The 15993-nt window shown below is 58.4% G+C and carries 16 protein-coding genes; 7 read left to right on the plus strand and 9 right to left on the minus strand.

Annotation, left to right across the window (positions count from 1 at the left end; translation table 11 throughout):
* The first annotated feature begins 28 nt into the window (after nucleotides 1-28).
* The 3 genes from ACJ5NV_RS03030 to ACJ5NV_RS03040 all read left to right on the plus strand — a co-directional run bounded on the left by ACJ5NV_RS03030 (nucleotide 29) and on the right by ACJ5NV_RS03040 (nucleotide 3796).
* Entirely contained in the window at nucleotides 29-811 is a 783-nt protein-coding gene (locus tag ACJ5NV_RS03030) for a transporter substrate-binding domain-containing protein (RefSeq protein ID WP_411642143.1), read from the plus strand.
* 85 nt (nucleotides 812-896) lie between these two features.
* A complete protein-coding gene (locus ACJ5NV_RS03035; protein WP_411642144.1) occupies nucleotides 897-1685 on the plus strand; it encodes an amino acid ABC transporter permease in 789 nt (262 codons plus the stop codon).
* Between the two features lie 83 nt (nucleotides 1686-1768).
* Entirely contained in the window at nucleotides 1769-3796 is a 2028-nt protein-coding gene (locus ACJ5NV_RS03040) for a M3 family metallopeptidase (protein ID WP_411642145.1), read from the plus strand.
* A gap of 103 nt (nucleotides 3797-3899) precedes the next feature.
* On the opposite strand, the gene ACJ5NV_RS03045 is transcribed toward ACJ5NV_RS03040, so the two are convergent.
* The 3 genes from ACJ5NV_RS03045 to ACJ5NV_RS03055 form a co-directional block, all read right to left on the minus strand.
* Nucleotides 3900-4805: a cation diffusion facilitator family transporter gene (locus ACJ5NV_RS03045; RefSeq protein WP_411642146.1), complete on the minus strand. Its 906-nt coding sequence runs from the start codon at nucleotides 4803-4805 to the stop codon at nucleotides 3900-3902.
* Nucleotides 4806-4877: 72 nt separating this feature from the next.
* Nucleotides 4878-5372 (minus strand): hypothetical protein, encoded by a 495-nt coding sequence (locus tag ACJ5NV_RS03050; RefSeq protein ID WP_411642147.1) that lies wholly within the window; start codon nucleotides 5370-5372, stop codon nucleotides 4878-4880.
* A 71-nt stretch (nucleotides 5373-5443) separates the two neighbouring features.
* Complete coding sequence (locus ACJ5NV_RS03055; RefSeq protein WP_411642148.1) at nucleotides 5444-5965, minus strand: SH3 domain-containing protein; 522 nt, start codon at nucleotides 5963-5965, stop codon at nucleotides 5444-5446.
* A 109-nt stretch (nucleotides 5966-6074) separates the two neighbouring features.
* Between ACJ5NV_RS03055 and ACJ5NV_RS03060 the strand changes: the two genes are divergently transcribed.
* Together ACJ5NV_RS03060 and ACJ5NV_RS03065 are read left to right on the plus strand one after the other, a co-directional pair.
* The gene (locus ACJ5NV_RS03060; RefSeq protein ID WP_411642149.1) at nucleotides 6075-7061 is read left to right on the plus strand and encodes a 2-hydroxyacid dehydrogenase; all 987 of its coding nucleotides are present in this window, start codon (nucleotides 6075-6077) and stop codon (nucleotides 7059-7061) included.
* Nucleotides 7062-7223: 162 nt separating this feature from the next.
* A complete protein-coding gene (locus tag ACJ5NV_RS03065) occupies nucleotides 7224-8384 on the plus strand; it encodes a hypothetical protein (RefSeq protein ID WP_411642150.1) in 1161 nt (386 codons plus the stop codon).
* Nucleotides 8385-8469: 85 nt separating this feature from the next.
* On the opposite strand, the gene ACJ5NV_RS03070 is transcribed toward ACJ5NV_RS03065, so the two are convergent.
* Nucleotides 8470-9138 carry an alpha/beta hydrolase family protein gene (locus ACJ5NV_RS03070; RefSeq protein WP_411642151.1) on the minus strand — a complete coding sequence of 223 codons (669 nt, stop codon included), beginning with the start codon at nucleotides 9136-9138 and terminating at the stop codon, nucleotides 8470-8472.
* Nucleotides 9139-9308: 170 nt separating this feature from the next.
* On the opposite strand from ACJ5NV_RS03070, the gene ACJ5NV_RS03075 reads away from it, so the two are divergent.
* A complete protein-coding gene (locus tag ACJ5NV_RS03075; protein ID WP_411642152.1) occupies nucleotides 9309-11810 on the plus strand; it encodes a GcvT family protein in 2502 nt (833 codons plus the stop codon).
* Between the two features lie 9 nt (nucleotides 11811-11819).
* Here the strand turns inward: ACJ5NV_RS03075 and ACJ5NV_RS03080 are convergent, their stop codons facing one another.
* On the minus strand, nucleotides 11820-12128 hold the full coding sequence (locus tag ACJ5NV_RS03080; protein ID WP_411642153.1) for a hypothetical protein: 309 nt from the start codon (nucleotides 12126-12128) through the stop codon (nucleotides 11820-11822).
* An 89-nt stretch (nucleotides 12129-12217) separates the two neighbouring features.
* Here ACJ5NV_RS03080 and ACJ5NV_RS03085 point away from each other — a divergent pair, with 89 nt between their 5' ends.
* Nucleotides 12218-12517 carry a DUF6958 family protein gene (locus tag ACJ5NV_RS03085; protein ID WP_411642154.1) on the plus strand — a complete coding sequence of 100 codons (300 nt, stop codon included), beginning with the start codon at nucleotides 12218-12220 and terminating at the stop codon, nucleotides 12515-12517.
* 48 nt (nucleotides 12518-12565) lie between these two features.
* Here the strand turns inward: ACJ5NV_RS03085 and ACJ5NV_RS03090 are convergent, their stop codons facing one another.
* The 4 genes from ACJ5NV_RS03090 to ACJ5NV_RS03105 all read right to left on the minus strand — a co-directional run bounded on the left by ACJ5NV_RS03090 (nucleotide 12566) and on the right by ACJ5NV_RS03105 (nucleotide 15830).
* The gene (locus tag ACJ5NV_RS03090; protein ID WP_411642155.1) at nucleotides 12566-13024 is read right to left on the minus strand and encodes a ferritin-like domain-containing protein; all 459 of its coding nucleotides are present in this window, start codon (nucleotides 13022-13024) and stop codon (nucleotides 12566-12568) included.
* 87 nt (nucleotides 13025-13111) lie between these two features.
* On the minus strand, nucleotides 13112-13834 hold the full coding sequence (locus ACJ5NV_RS03095) for a GNAT family N-acetyltransferase (protein WP_411642156.1): 723 nt from the start codon (nucleotides 13832-13834) through the stop codon (nucleotides 13112-13114).
* A complete protein-coding gene (locus tag ACJ5NV_RS03100; protein ID WP_411642157.1) occupies nucleotides 13831-14901 on the minus strand; it encodes an NAD(P)/FAD-dependent oxidoreductase in 1071 nt (356 codons plus the stop codon). The genes ACJ5NV_RS03095 and ACJ5NV_RS03100 overlap by 4 nt, the downstream gene beginning before the upstream one ends.
* Nucleotides 14898-15830, minus strand: a complete 933-nt coding sequence (locus ACJ5NV_RS03105) for an aldo/keto reductase (RefSeq protein WP_411642158.1) — start codon at nucleotides 15828-15830, stop codon at nucleotides 14898-14900. Before ACJ5NV_RS03105 ends, ACJ5NV_RS03100 begins: the two co-directional genes overlap by 4 nt.
* Nucleotides 15831-15993: the final 163 nt, after the last annotated feature.

The following is a 15993-nucleotide window of genomic DNA, read 5'->3' on the forward strand; positions in this document are numbered from 1 at the left end:
ATCGTGGCATTGATATGGGGAGACTGACATGAAAATTCTGACCGCTCTGGCCGCCACGATGCTGGCCACCACTGCTGTGGCCGAGGGCCACCTGCCTGATCTGGAAGGCCGCGAGATCGTGGTTGTCGCAGAAAACGCCTATCCGCCGCTGCAATTCATTGATGGCAATGGTAATGCTGTGGGCTGGGAATATGATGCGATGGCAGAGATTGCGGATCGGCTGAATGCGACCGTCAGCTATGAAAATATCAGTTGGGACGCGATGATTCCGGCGGTGTCCGAAGGTCAGTATGACATTGGCATGACAGGGATCACCATCCGCGAAGACCGCGCCGAAGTGGTTGATTTTTCGGATACATATATGACTTCGGAAATGGTGATGCTGGTGCGTGGTGATGAAGACCGCTTTGCTGATGCTGCCGGTTTTGCGGCTAATGATGATCTGCTAATGGCGGCGCAACCGGGCACGACGCCGTTTTATGTGGGCGTATACGATGTGCTCGACGGGGATGAGGCGAACCCGCGGATCAAGCTGATGGAAACCTTTGGAGCAACCGTGCAAGCACTGCGCGTGGGCGATGTGGACCTGGTGTTGACGGATGGGACTGCTGGTGCTGGTTATGTGGATGCATCTGACGGTGCACTGAAAATTGTCGGTGAAAAGCTGGGGACTGAAGATTTTGGCTTTATCTTCCCGAAAGGGTCTGAGCTGGTTGCGCCCGTCAACGCGGTGATTGCCGATATGGCGGCGGATGGCACGCTTGAGGCGCTGAACACCAAGTGGTTTCTTGAATACAAACTTGGTGAATAACGCGACGCTGCCCCGGACTTGATCCGGGGCCTCACACTTGTTTGTTGGAGGTCCCGGATCAGGTCCGGGACTGCGGTGCGCCCAGATGATCCCGACGTCCCCTGATGACAAAGATTTCCCGTGGTGGCTGGTGGCGATTGTCGCGATCGGGCTCTACCTGTTTTGGCAGGTATTGACGGTCGATGACTATGCGCGCGTTCTCAATGTCTTACGCCGGGGGATCTGGATCACGATTTATGTGACGCTGATTTCTTATGCGATGGCATGTGTGCTGGGGTTGATGCTGGCATTGGCCGCGCTGTCGCGCTCGATGGTGCTGCGCCAGATGGCCCGGTTTTATGTGGAAATCATGCGCGGCGTGCCGATCATCGTGCTGTTGTTATACGTGGCCTTTGTGCTGGCACCGGCGCTGGTAGTAGGCTGGAATTGGGTGGCAGAGGTGATTGGTGTTGACCCGGTACGCGCCCGTGATTTTTCACTTTTGTGGCGGGCTGTGATCGCGTTGACGCTAGCCTATTCATCCTTTCTGGCAGAGGTATTTCGCGCCGGTTTGCAATCAGTTGACACAGGCCAGATCGAAGCGGCAGAGGCGCTGGGGTTGAGCCGATGGCAGCGGTTTCGGTTCATCGTTTTTCCGCAGGCGCTGCGGACGATCCTGCCACCGTTGGGAAATGATTTCGTCGCGATGCTGAAGGATTCGTCGCTGGTCTCTGTGTTGGGCGTCACCGATGTGACCCAATTGGGCAAGGTCACGGCGGCGGGGAATTTTCGGTATTTTGAGACCTATAATGTCGTGGCGCTGGTTTATTTGACGATGACGATCAGCCTGTCATTGGCCCTGCGCCGGTTTGAAAAACGCATGCGAACCCGCTGAGCGTGGTATTTCGATAAAATGACCATCAGGTTACTGGCAAGTCCCGGCTACGCCACATAGGTTATCGGAAAAGGAGATTTGTGATGACAAACCCGCTCTTATCCGATTGGACCACCCCGTTTGAATTGCCGCCGTTTTCCGAGATATCGGATGATGACTACAGCCCTGCCGTTGATGCGGCACTGACCGAAGCACGGGCGAATATTGCCGCGATTGCCGGGAATGAAGAGTCGCCGACATTTGAAAACACTATTGAAGCGCTGGAACTGGCGGATGCAACGCTGGGCCGTGTTTTGGGTGCTTTCTACGGCATGGCAGGCGCCGATAGTAATGATGCGCGCCAAGCGTTGCAGCGCGAATTTGCACCAAAGCTGAGCGCATACAGTTCGGAAGTATCAGAAAATAAAGAACTTTTTGCGCGGATTGAGGCGATCTGGAACCAGCGTGATAGCCTGGACCTGACCGATGAGCAGCAGCGCGTGCTGATGCTGACCCGCCGGAGCTTTGTCCGCTCTGGCGCGCAATTGGAAGGTGCTGATGCCGAAGCCCTGCGCGAAGTGAAATCACGGCTGTCGGTATTGGGCACGGAATTCACGCAGAATCTGTTGGCAGATGAGCGCGAATGGTTCATGCCCCTTGGCCCGGATGATCTGATTGGTCTTCCGGATTTCGTTGTTGCCACTGCCCGTGGGGCTGGCGTGGACAAGGATGCGGGTGGCCCTGTTGTGACGCTGTCCCGGTCATTGATCGTGCCGTTCCTGCAATTTTCCGAGCGGCGTGATTTGCGCCAGAAAGCCTATGAGGCCTGGGTGGCGCGCGGAGCGAATGGCGGGCAGACGGATAACCGTGCGATTGCTATGGAAACGCTGCAACTGCGCGAACAGCGCGCGACGCTGTTGGGCTACGATACATTTGCTGATTTCAAGCTGGAAACGGAAATGGCCAAGACCCCTGCTGCGGTGCGCGATTTGCTGATGCAGGTCTGGCAGCCTGCAAAAGCTGCGGCAGAGGCGGATGCGAAAGTGCTGGAACGCATGTTGCATCAGGACGGTTGGGATGGCCCGCTGGAACCTTGGGATTGGCGGTTCTATTCGGAAAAGCGCCGGAAGGAATTGCACGATCTGGATGAGGCCGCGCTGAAGCCGTATTTGCAGTTGGACAGGATGATTGAGGCCGCTTTTGCCTGTGCTAACCGCTTGTTCGGGCTGGAATTCAAGGGAATTGAAGGGCCGGTGTATCATCCTGATGTCCGCCTGTGGGATGTGACCCGCGATGGGGTGCATGTGGCTGTTTTCATGGGTGATTATTTCGCCCGTGGATCAAAGCGATCCGGTGCGTGGTGCACGGCGATGCGGTCGCAGAAAAAGCTGTCTGGTGACACGCGCCCGTTGGTTTTGAATGTGTGCAATTTTGCCAAACCTGAGGCGGGAAAGCCCGCTTTGCTGTCTTATGATGATGCGCGCACCTTGTTTCACGAGTTCGGTCACGCGCTGCATCAGATGCTGTCAGATGTGACTTACGAAAGCATTAGCGGCACGTCCGTTGCCCGTGATTTCGTAGAACTGCCCAGCCAGCTTTATGAGCATTGGCTGGAGGTCCCCGAAGTGTTGGCAGAGTTCGCGACCCATGCGGAGACAGGCAAGCCGATGCCGCAGGATTTGCTGGATCGGATGCTGGCTGCGACGACCTATGATATGGGGTTTCAGACGGTGGAATATATCGCCTCTGCCCTTGTTGATCTGGAGTTTCACAACGGGCCTGCCCCGGCGGACCCAATGCAGAAACAGGCTGAAATTCTTGAGGAAATCGGGATGCCGCATGCCATTCGCATGCGCCACGCCACCCCGCATTTTGCCCATGTTTTTGCGGGGGATGGCTATTCCAGCGGGTATTATAGCTACATGTGGTCAGAGGTTATGGATGCGGATGCTTTTGCCGCCTTTGATGAGGCAGATGATCCGTTTGCCCCGGAGATTGCGAAACGTCTGGAAGAGACTGTTTTGTCGTCTGGGGGATCAGTGGATGCGGCTGCACTTTATACCGCGTTTCGGGGCCGTTTGCCGGGGGTAGAGGCGCTGCTGAAAGGGCGTGGGCTGGATCAGGCCGCTTGATTTGGCGTGGTGATTTTGCGTCGGACAATGATCGGACAAGCGTCGGACCCGACCGCGCGGGTGCTTTGATGATTTCTTAACGGGTGGTGGGCTGAAGCCCACCTTACCGCAGATCGTCGGGGTGTCGTTCCACGCCGACCGGGTCTTTGTGGATCAACACGTCAGCGCGCGGATATGCGGCGATGATGCTCCGGCGCAGTGCCGCGCCGATGGCGTGTGCCTGATCCAGTGTTTGGTTCCCGTCGAGTTCAATATGCAGGTTCACAAAGACCTTGCTGCCCGCGACCCGCGTTTTGAGATCGTGAAACCCATGCACCCCGTCAAAGCGGCTTGCGATGGCTTCGATCCCCGCGATCATTTCTGGGTCCGCCTGCCTGTCCATCAGTGCGTCCCACGCGTTTTTGCCAATGCGGAGCGCGCCGAGGGCCAATAGCGCCCCGGCCCCAAGCGCCACGATGCTGTCGATCTGGTGCAGCCCGAATTTCGCAGAGGCCCAAAGCGCGAGGATCGCGCCCACATTGGGGATCAGATCGCCGAGGTAATGCAGGCTGTCGGCTTGCACGACCTTGCTGCCGGTCTTGGCCGCCACATGCCGCTGCCAGAACACAAGCCCCAGCGTGATCGCGATGGAAATGCCGATGATACTGATCCCCAGACCTTCGCGCTCGGGCAGGGCGGCGCTGCCGCTTAGCAGTCGGGTGATGGCCGCAGTGGCGATGATCCCGGCGGAAATGAGGATGAAAATGGATTGGCCAAGTGCGGCCAAATCCTCGGCCGAGCTGTGCCCGAACTGGTGATCGTCATCTGCGGGTTTGGCGGCATAGGCGATGGCAATCAGCCCGCCCAGCGACATCATCAGGTCCAATGCGCTGTCTGCCAAGCTGGCCGCGACAGCAAGCGATCCGGTCTGCGCATAGGCCCAGAGTTTCAGCAGCACCAGCGTCAGCGCCACCCCGACCGAGAGTATTCCGGCAGAGAGGTTCAGGCGGGTGTCGTTTTGCTGCGCCATGGCGGGGTTTCCGTTGTCGCGTTGATCTTGTTCGTGTGTACCGCAGTCCTGTTGGTCCGCCAACAGATGTGATCAGCCGTTGATGCGTGCGGCTGTGATCCGCTTTTCCACCGCAGCGGCGAGCGCGTCAAACTGAGCGGCGGGCCGGATATAGGATTTTGGGATGGTGAGCTTTTGCTGAGCCCCTTTAATTTCCAGAAAGGTATTGCGCTGAACAGTCACGACACGGCAGGCGGTGACATCGCGGAAGGCGATTACCTTGGTGACTTTGAAGAAGCCGCCCTTGGGCGCTGTGATTTCGGTGTCGCTCAGCATCACCTGCCGGGGTTTGCCGATGCTGTCCCCGGCCATTTTCAGGCTGGCCGGTATGCCCAAGCCAAAAAACGCCGCGCCGAACCAGAAAAATGCGGTGCTGGCTTGCACGGACAGCACGAAACCTAAGATATCGATACGTGAGGTATTGCCGAGGGCAAGCCACACTAGCCCAACCGTGAAGAGCGCAGACACGAGCAGCAGCAGTAGCGCGTTGGTCAGTGCTGGGCGGTAGTCAAAAGTGAGAGTGGGCATATCAGGGACCTGCGTTTGGGTTCATCGCATGATGTGATTGTCCGGCTATGGCGGGTCTGTTTTGTTGAAAATCATTCTCGGATTTCGCCCGCCGCGACCCCCCAGAGCACCGATTTTGGTGCCCAGCCCCGGTAGCCGCCTGCGGTCAGTTGGCACCATTCGGTATTACAGTCACCCAGCCGTGCGATGACGCCGGGTTCCAGTACGGCGTTTTCCAGTGCATCATCTTCGGGGCGGATCCGTAGGGGTGTGTTTTGTCCTTCGACCAGCACGGTACGGGCGCCGGATAGCATTGTATAGTGAATCCAGCCACCTTGTCCGTCGCGATCAATGACCCGCCGCCAGTGTCCGTATTCGGCAATCACCTGCAATGGCATGTTGCGCCGCTGGAATACCCAATCAATCCGGTGGGACAGTGACGGGCCGCGACGAACGTTCGCCTCTGACGCTTTGAGAGAGACATAGCGCGGCAGCGGCAAATGGGTTTCGGGACCCAGCGTCGGAGCCTGCTGTGCCTGCGTCACGGTTGCGGCCAGAAGAATAACGCAGGCCAGAAGCCGCGTCGTGCGAAACCATTGCACCAGAACATGCATCTTATTGTGCCCTTACTGCTCAAATCAGGCGCGCGGTTCTTGTGCTGCGCGTCCCTTTGGCGCAACCTGCCACGGGAGCAATGATTTGAAAAGCCGCGGGAGGGCTTCTATGCGAGGTAAGCGATTGAGTGTTGTCGTGACGCGACGGTTGCCCGACCCGGTAGAGGCGCGGATGAAGGAGCTGTTCAACGTAACTTTGCGTGACGATGACAGCCGGATGACCACGGATGAACTGGCCGATGCTATGGCCAGCGCCGACGTCTTGGTCCCGTCGATCACCGATCATCTTGACGCCAAACTGCTGGCCCGCGCCGGGGAGCAACTGAAATTGATCGCGAATTTCGGGGCCGGTGTCGATAATATTGATGTAGCGACGGCCCGCCAGCGGGGCATTCTTGTGTCGAACACGCCGGGCGTGGTGACCGAAGATACCGCCGATATGGTGATGGCGCTGATCTTGGGTGTGACCCGCCGTTTGGCCGAGGGGCTGCGGCTGGCCCAGTCGAGCGACTGGCAGGGGTGGTCCCCCACGGCGATGATGGGCGGGCGCATCAAAGGCCGTCGTTTGGGCATTTTGGGCATGGGTCGGATCGGGCAGGCTGTCGCCCGTCGCGCCCGCGCTTTTGGCATGGAAGTGCATTATCACAACCGCAAGCGCTTGCGTCCCGAAATCGAAGAGGAATTAGGCGCGACCTATTGGGAAAGTCTGGATCAGATGGTGGCGCGCGTTGATGTGTTGTCAATCAATTGTCCGCATACGCCGTCCACCTTTCATCTGCTGAATGCCCGCCGGTTGAAGCTAATGAAACCGGATGCGGTGATCGTGAATACATCCCGTGGTGAGGTAATTGATGAAAATGCTCTGACCCGGATGCTGCGCGCGGGTGAAATCGCCGGGGCGGGTCTGGATGTGTTCGAGCGCGGCCATCTGATCAACCCGCGCCTGAAGGAATTGCCCAACGCAATTCTGCTGCCGCATATGGGATCAGCCACCGTCGAAGGCCGGATCGAGATGGGGGAGAAGGTCATCGTTAATATCAAAACGTTTGAAGACGGCCATCGCCCGCCTGATTTGGTCGTCCCCAGCATGTTGTGATGCGTGGAATCCCGCCGGATTCACGCGAACCAAATGGAAGTGTTGCGCGCTGATTGCACGCCCTTAGTTTACGGATATCACCGATCTTGAGAGGATTATGACGTGCCGCGAATATTGTTCCCGATACTTGGAATTGTGCTGGTTCTGTTTATGGGTAGCGCTTTGTTGGCATTTAAAACCGGGCTCGACAACTATATGTCAGTGACGAGCCTGTCTTCGGTGAGCGTGACACCTGCCTCAGGGTGGCAGCAGCGCCCCTATCAGACCGCCGACGGTGAGGCGATTACCAGTACGCCGTTTGATCCTGAGGCCCCGGCCGGACATACAACGCAGGATTTGCTGCGCCATTTTGCCACTACTGCGAAGGGGCAGGACCATGCGATGGCGACGACGTTCCAGCGCGGTGATGATCTGATCGCGCTCAGCATGCGCTTTGTCCCCCATACGCCGCGTAAGAAAACGATGGCTGAACGCTTTGGCGGTGCGCCGCCTCCGGTGGACGAGCCCCCCGCGCCGCGGACGGTCATTGCCACTGTCTATGGTGTTCCCTTTGTCGAGCAGCCGCGCGAAGAGAGCGTTCCAGGCCAAGACACCACAAACCCTGTGAATTATCGCCATTTTCTTGCGTCGGTTGGGAATTTCCGTGAGGCGCAGGCGGTGAAGATCATCGTGCTGACCAATACCGGTGATGCGGGCGTGGTTGGGGTGCTCAGCCGCCTTGATGTGCTTGATATCAACAGTCGCATTGACACACCGAGCGCAGACATCAATGAGGCTGCGGGCGTGTTTACACGGGACCCGATGCCGCTGTCAGAGCAGCCGCCCCGTCCGACCGTGGCCTATCGTGCGGCCCAGTTGCTGGCCAGCAACGCAACGTTTGAGGCCCCTTGGCAAGAGGTGTTGGAAAAAATCCGCGCTGGCGAGATTGAGACATGGGAGGCGATGCATGCGGCCTATCCCAAGGTCGCGGACATGCCCCCGGCCTTGCTTGACGTTCTGGATGATGGCTCTGCCGATAATGCGGCGCGCTACCATGCGGCGGTGCTGGCAAATGGCGACAGGGAGTGGACGGACCACGAGGCGCATGTTTTGGCAACCATGTCAAAACCGGGTGCAGCACAGGCTGATCTAACCGAATATCTAGATGGCACGCGCGAAATCGCGCCCGAGCTGGTTTCGCTGATCCAGCAGTTGCCGATGGTGGCCATGCCGGATGGATCATCTGATGCTGTGGTCGCCGATGAGACCCCAGGCCTGCGCGATGCGCATGCCGGTTGCACCATTGAGAACGGTGTTCGCCGTTGTGTGGTCGATACCAATTAGACTAAAGCGTTATGCGAAAAAGCTGAACCACCTAACGCTGCCTGAAATCATAGATTTCAACGCGTTAGGTGGTTCAGGTATTTCGTCAAACGCTATAGTCCGGCGCGCCTGCCCAATGACTGGGCAGCGCGCCGTTTTGCTGCCCAATATCCACAATCTCGCGGTAGTGTTTCATCTTATGCGCCGGGAAGTTGCGTTTTGGGTTCACAGCAAGGTTGCGGACGCTTCCCAAGTGATGAAAGGCCGAAGGCACCTTGGGGACGATATCGTCAAACCGGTTGATCAGCAGGCATTTCTTGTGGTGCCGGACGGGCCCGTTGACGAATTTCGTGCGGGGTGCCGCAAAGCCAAGACCCGGAACCCCATAGCTTTTCGACAAGATTTGCGTCGCTGCCGCCCCAAGCGAATGCCCGATGACGTAGTTTGGGGTGACGCCTATATCTTTCAGCCAATCAAACACGACCGACGAATAGGCTAGAAAACCCTGATGCCAGGTGGTGCCGGATGCGCCCTTTTCGGAGTTGTCATCGCTCATCTTTAATCTGCGGTGCCCCAGCCGCAATATCCGCAGGTTAAAGCGCAGATAGTCCCGGATAGAGTTTGATCCGGGCAAGAGCAGAATATCCCCTTCAAGCACATGCGCCTGCACATCCGCATGTGGGCAGGACCGTATCACGCGTGGTGAGGTGATCCGGTTGGCGGTATAGCTTGCCTCGGCCAATTTCGCCGCGTCTTCGATTGCAAAATTCATCATTATAAAATCCCCCTGCCTTACAGCAAAGCATCGCCTTTTGCGTCGGTCCAGTCCGGAAACCCTGACTGCAAATGACCTGCTGTCGCAATCAGGCGATCAGGTGTCGGCTGGTTCTGACGTTGGGGCTGCGTTTTGCGCACATTACGGGGGAATGTGTGAAGGGAGTCGTCATGAAAACGCATGTGAAAGCCTTGGTTGTCGGTGGCGGCGCTGTCGGAACCTCGATCGCCTATCACTTGGCCAAGGCCGGCTGGGACGATGTCATGCTGCTGGAGCGGGATGAGCTGACCTCTGGCTCGACCTGGCATGCGGCGGGGCTGCTGCCTTATTTCAACATGTCTTATGCCTCTAGCCATATTCATGACTATTCCATCAAGTTCTACAAAACGCTTGAGGCAGAAACCGGGCTGAACCCCGGCTTTTCGGTTGTTGGCAACCTGCGCATGGCTCAGTCGCAGGCGCGCATGGACGAATATATGCTTTATGCCACTACGGCAGAGACGGTGGACATCCCTTATGAATGGATGACGCCGGATCAAATTCGCGAACGTTGGCCGCTCGTGCGGACCGAGGATCTGGTGGGCGCGATTTTTCACCCTACGGATGGCTATATCAACCCGGCTGATGTCACCATGGCGATGGCCAAAGGCGCCCGCCAGCATGGTGCTGTGATCGAACGTCGCTGGCAGGTGGATGGCTATCACTGGACGGGCGATCATTGGGATGTGACCTGCACCAAGATGGTCGAAAAAGGCGGCAACCTTGTGCCGTCGGACGAGCAGATCGTGATCCAAGCCGAACACGTCGTTACGGCGACAGGCAACCATGCGCAGCGCACGGCAAAGCTGTTGGGGATCAAGACGCCCGCGATTCCGGTGGAGCATCAGTTCATCGTGACCGAACCCGATCCGGCGCTGGTGGCGTGGCGCAAGGAAAACGGCGAACATCCGGTGCTGCGCGATGTCGATGCCCGCTGGTATGTGCGCGAAGAACGCGGCGGCTGGATTTTGGGCCCTTATGAGGACGGCGCGCCGTCGCGGTTCCGCTATGGTGTGCCCGATAGTTTCCGTGCTGATCTGTTCCCGCTGAATTTGGAGCGGATTGAACAGGAATATATGGATTTCATCCACCGCATTCCGTCCACCGAAGAGGTGGGGCTAAAGGATGATTTCAACGGCCCGATCTGTTACACGCCTGATGGCAATCCACTGATTGGTCCGGCACCGGGTCTGCGCAATATGTGGCTGGCCGAAGGGTTTTCCTTTGGCATCACGGCGGGCGGTGGCGCGGGGTATTACCTTGCCCAGATGATGGTCGAAGGCGAGGCCGAGATCGACATGGCGAGCCTTGATCCCAAGCGCTATGGTGATTGGATGACGTCGGAATATGCGGTCACCAAGAATGAGGAAACCTATCCTTTCTTGCTGAAACTGCATTGGCCGGATGAGGAACGTCCGGCGGCGCGGCCTTTGCGCACCTCGCCTGCCTATGACCGCCAGGCCAAGCGCGGCGCGCAATTCGGTCAGGTCAATGGCTGGGAGCGCCCTAATTACTTTGGCCCGCTGGACGCGGCAAAGGACTTCGATGAAGGCACCAATTCGTTTCGCCGGGGTGGCTGGTGGCAATATGCGGTGGATGAGGCGAAGGCGATCCGCGAAGGGGTCGGCCTGATTGATGCCACGGCCTTTGCCAAGCACCGCATCAGCGGGCCGGGCGCAGCGGCCTTTCTGGATTGGTTCACCACCAACAAGCTGCCCAAGGTGGGCCGCATCAACCTGACCTATGCGCTGACCAGCCATGGCACTACGCGCACTGAATATACGATTGTGCGGGTGGCCGAAGATGATTTTTATCTTGTCAGCGCGGGCGCGTGGCATGCGTATGATGAGGATTATCTTTATAAACTGATCATGGAGAAAGAGGCCGAATTCGGCCGGATCAACAAACAGGATGTCACGACGCAATGGGGCGTATTTGCCCTTGCTGGCCCAAAGGCGCGCGATGTGCTGCGCGCGGTGATCAAGGATGTTGATCCCGACACGGCCCTGTCGAACAAGCGTTTCCCGTGGCTTTCGATGCGCGATATCGAGTTGGGCATGTGCCCAGTCCGCGCGGTGCGTGTCGCTTATACGGGTGAGCTGGGTTGGGAGCTGCATCATCCGATTGAGATGCAGAATTATCTGTTCGATCTGCTGGAAAAGGCGGGCGAGCCCCATGGGATGAAACTGGTTGGCGCGCGGGCGCAGAACTGGCTGCGGCAGGAAAAAAGCTATCGCGCTTTCGGCAATGAGCTGGGCCGCGACGCGACCCCGCTGGAGGCGGATTTGCCGCGGTTTGTCGATCTGTCCAAAGAGTTTCACGGCAAAGCAGCGCTGCAAGACAAGGGTATCCGCAGCACATGTGTGACGCTGCTGATCGACGGGCCGACGGATGCTGATCCGTGGGGCCGCGAGGCGCTTTATGATATGAATGGCAATCGGATCGGGCGGCTGACATCGGGTGGCTATTCGGTCGCCTTCGCAAAGAGCATTGGCATGGGGTACGTGAAACCGGATGCGGCGAAGGTGGGCCAGAAGGTACAGGTGAAAATGTTCGACAAGCTTTGGCCTGCGGAAATTGTTGAAGACAGCCCCTATGATCCGAAGAACGCGACGATACGGGTCGACGGGTAGGGGTGCGCGTTACTTTGCCTTGAACCAGTGTGCCCGCTGTCTGTGCCACCACCAGCGGGCCCGCACGATTATCGTTGCCAGCGGTGCCCGCAGCACCGGGATGTCGATGGCCAGCAGGAACAGCCCCATCGGGATCATCCACAGACCGAATACGGGCAACACGGCGAGCAGACCGCCGATCATCAGGAAGACACCCAGAAAAAGTCGCAACAGCATGCAGCCGGGCTGGCGCAATTTGACGAGCCACGGGGCGACCACGGCGACGCGCGAAAATTCACGTTCAAATCGGTATCGCTGGCGCTGCTGATGCTTTGTCATCTGTCTCTCATTATGGCGCGTTCTGCTGATCCTCGCATTTGCAAAACACGTCAGAGGTCATATCGTTGCGATATGTGCAGGAGAAACCCATGACGCAAGCCGCAGACAAGATCGAAGTCGAGAATATCAACACGCCAGGTCGGACGGAGCGGGTGGACAAAGCGAAGTATACGGCGATGAAAACGGCCTATCTTGCGGCTTTGCCCGATACATCACCGGGTTTCACCGCGGCGGAGGCGAAGGCCGCATTGTTGCCGCTGCTGTCAGAGGATGTTTTTCCCGGCGGTGCCAAGGCGGGATGGTGGATGAAATGCGTCCAGTTGGATCTGGAAGCCAAAGAGATCGTGAAGCGCGAGAAGTGCTCGCCGCTGCGGTTTCACAAGATGTGAACAGGCTGCGGCAGCCTGCACGCAAGCTGCCGCGCTATACTTTTGGGTTTAGCTGACGGCGATGCCGGTCAGCTTGGCATTGGCCGCTTTTTCCATATCAAGGATCTGCGACAGAAGGTCATGGGCTTCGTCGTTCTTTTCTTCCTTGGCCCATTGGCGCAGCGTACCGTAACGGGCGATTTCGTAATGTTCGACCGCTTGGGCCGCGCCAATTAGCATAGCGGTCAGGGCATCGCCGCTGGCCTCTTTGATCAGCCCTTCGGTTTCTTTGATCAGACCTTCGATCGCGTCGCATTTTTCGCCTTCGGCCTTTGCGTCGATGGTTTTAAACACTTTTTTGAGGATTTTGATCTGTTCTTTCGTCTCGGTCAGGTGATCCTCGAACGCTTTCTTGGTGTCTGCATCCTTCACCGCGTCGATCATTTTGGGCAGCGCCTTGGTGATCGCGTTTTCGGCGTAGTAAATGTCTTTCAGCGTGTGGTGGAATGCTTCTGCCTTGGTTTTCATGACGGATTCTCCGGGGGGTTAAGTTGCATTGGATAATGCTGCGCGCAGGGGATTGGTTCCCCACGCCGCCCCGAATATCGTGGCCGTTCAGTCTTTGCCGTCGGACGTTTGCATAAAGGTGCTCAACGCGGTTTTTTGTTGTCCTGCGGCGCTGAAATTATCCGGGGCGAGCCATGCTTCGAACGGCTTTCGGATGCGGGGCCAGTCCCGATCAAGGATCGAAAACCACGCCGTGTCCCGGTTTCGGCCTTTGTAAACCACGGCCTGTCGGAACAGCCCGTCATAGCTGAACCCCAGCCGTTTCGCCGCGGCCTGTGATGCTGCGTTCATCGCGTCGCATTTCCATTCGTAGCGCCGATAGCCGAGCTCATCAAAGACGCGCCGCATCATCAGATACATCGCCTCTGTCGCCATGGTGGTTCGTTGCAGCGCGGGGGAAAAGGCGATGAAGCCTACCTCGGCCACGCCATTGCCGGGATCAATGCGCAGGTAGCTTGCGATGCCAATGGCTTTGCCATTTGAGCGGTCGATTACCGCGAAAAACAGCGGGTCGTGGCTGTTGCAGGCTGTGTCCAGCCATGTGGCAAAGGCGGGTGCGTTATCAAATGGGCCGACCGGCATATAGGTCCAAAGCGTGCCGCTGGTGTCGGCACTATAGGCGGTGAACAGGTCGGGTGCGTGGTCCATGCTTAGCGGCACCACATCGCAATACGTCCCGTGGATTGGGGTTTTCGGAATGGGTGCTGCGCTAATCCAGCCGGGGACATCTGCGCCAATCGGTTGCCCTTGGGCGTTACGGTGTTTGGTCATGCGAACCTTGCGGGGGAAAGGGCGGCGATGCTGGCCGCGTCGATATTCGATTGCGTGCCTGCAATCAGATCAGCAAGCAGCTGGCTGGCTCCGGGGCTGGATTGCATCCCATAACCGCCTTGACCTGCGCACCAGACGAATTGCGGCTCTACCGGGTCGCGCCCTAGTACCAATGTGCCATCAGGGGCAAAGGTGCGAAGCCCCGCCCAGGATGCAAGCAACCGGGTGACGGGTTCGGTGACATGGGCTTCGTATCGGGCGAGGCCTTCGGCCAATACCATGTCATCGGCAAAGGCATCATGCGGGGTGGTCGCGTCTGCGTCTGCGGGAGAGACGATCAGCGCGCCCGCATCGGGTTTGGCGTACCAGTTTTCACCGGGACCAAAGAGCATCGGCCAAGTGCTGACATCATGGCCGCCGGGGGCCGGGATGCGCGCCATGGAGCGGCGCAGGGGGGTGAAGCCCAGAGGTTTGACCCCGGCCATCGCGGCGATCACATCGACCCACGCCCCGGCGGCATTGACGATCATGCGCGCATCATAGGTCTGTGCGCCCGCCGTGACCTGCCAGCCATGGCTGGTGCGGTTGATGGCGGTGACTGGTGCCTTGGTGATGATCTGCCCGCCTTGCTGCCGGGCCAGTTTGGCGAAATGCTGGATCAGCTTGTCCGTGTCGATATCCCATGCATCCGCGTGAAAGGCGGCTCGGTCGATGCTTTGTGTGTCCAAGATCGGGATTTGGGCCTGTGCTTCGGGCATAGTGATCGCGTCAAGCTTCATCTGCGCCTGATCTGCGGCGAAGCTGTCTGCGGTTTCAGCGGTGCCGACCAGCATGAAGCCGCGCGGGCTGAGCGTATCGGCGTCGATATGAAACTGTCGGCTGGCTGCGTTCAGCGCGATGGTTGAGGGCTTGCCATAGTTTTCTTCGAACAGCGCGGCGGAGCGGCCAGAGGCGTGATAGCCAAGCGCGCTTTCGCTTTCCAGCAGGGTGACGCTGCCCAGTGCCGATAATCGCGCGGCGGCAGATACCCCGGCGATGCCACCACCGATAATCAGGACGTCGATCACGCTTCTTCGAGCCGGTCGGTGGCCGGGGCGGGTGAGACGCTGAGCGCTGTGATCTGGGCGTAAAGCGCGGGCGACATGTCAAATCTTTGCGCCGCCAGAGACGGCTGCAACTGTGCGACAGAGCGGGCCGAGATGATCGGCGCAGGCCGGGCGGGATGGGCCATGACCCAAGCCACGGCAAGGGTGGCAGGCGCGACGCCAAGCGTTTCTGCCAGCGTGCTGAGCGCCTGTGCGGTGTCATGCATCCAGGCCTGATCGTAGCGGGCTTTGTAGCGTTCATCCTCGGTCAGCCGACCAGTGCCGCCGCTGGCATATTTCCCGGTCAGCAGCCCGCCGCCTAAAGGCGAATAGGGGATGATCTGGATATCCTGATCCTGTGCCATCGGGAAAATTTCAACCTCGGCCTGCCGTTTGACAAGGCTGTGCATGGGCTGGATCACATCAATGCGGGTGCCGAGGGATTGTGCGACCGCTTGCGCTTTCATCACCTGCCAGGCGGCATAGTTGGACACGCCAATATGGCGGATCGCGCCGGTGGATTGCAGCTCTGCCAAGGTGCTGAAGGTTTCTTCGAGCGGTGTGTTCGGGTCGAACCGATGCATGTAAAGCAGGTCGACTGCATCTTCGTTCAACTGCTTGCGGCAGGTGTCGAAATGCCGGGTGATATTTTCGCGCGAGGCACCGCCCCGGTAGCCGACTTTGGTGGCGAGGTAGATGTCATCGCGTGTGGCTTTGATGAACCGGCCCAGCAGCGTTTCGGACGCCCCGCCGGTATAGCCGACGGCGGTGTCGAAATGAGTAATCCCGGCGGCGCGGGCCGCGTCAAACATAGCCCGGCTTTCGTCCGCATCGGCGGTGCCACCAAATTGCATTGTACCAAAGGTGAGGCGGGAAACGGCTGCGCCGCTGCGTGTGGTCAGATCAGTCATAAGGACAGAGTGTCATGGCGATTGCGTGTTGAAAAGGTCAGACGGGCAGGGGCTGCCGTTTTTGGTGTCGCCAGATGCCTAGGTTGATCTTTTGAGGGGCGGTGGGTCGAGACCCACCTTACGCTGTGGCGGCTGTTGCCTTTAGGTCAGAGTTTTTCGGTCT

The organism is Loktanella agnita (genome assembly GCF_046640325.1).
Lineage (GTDB): Bacteria > Pseudomonadota > Alphaproteobacteria > Rhodobacterales > Rhodobacteraceae > Yoonia > Yoonia agnita.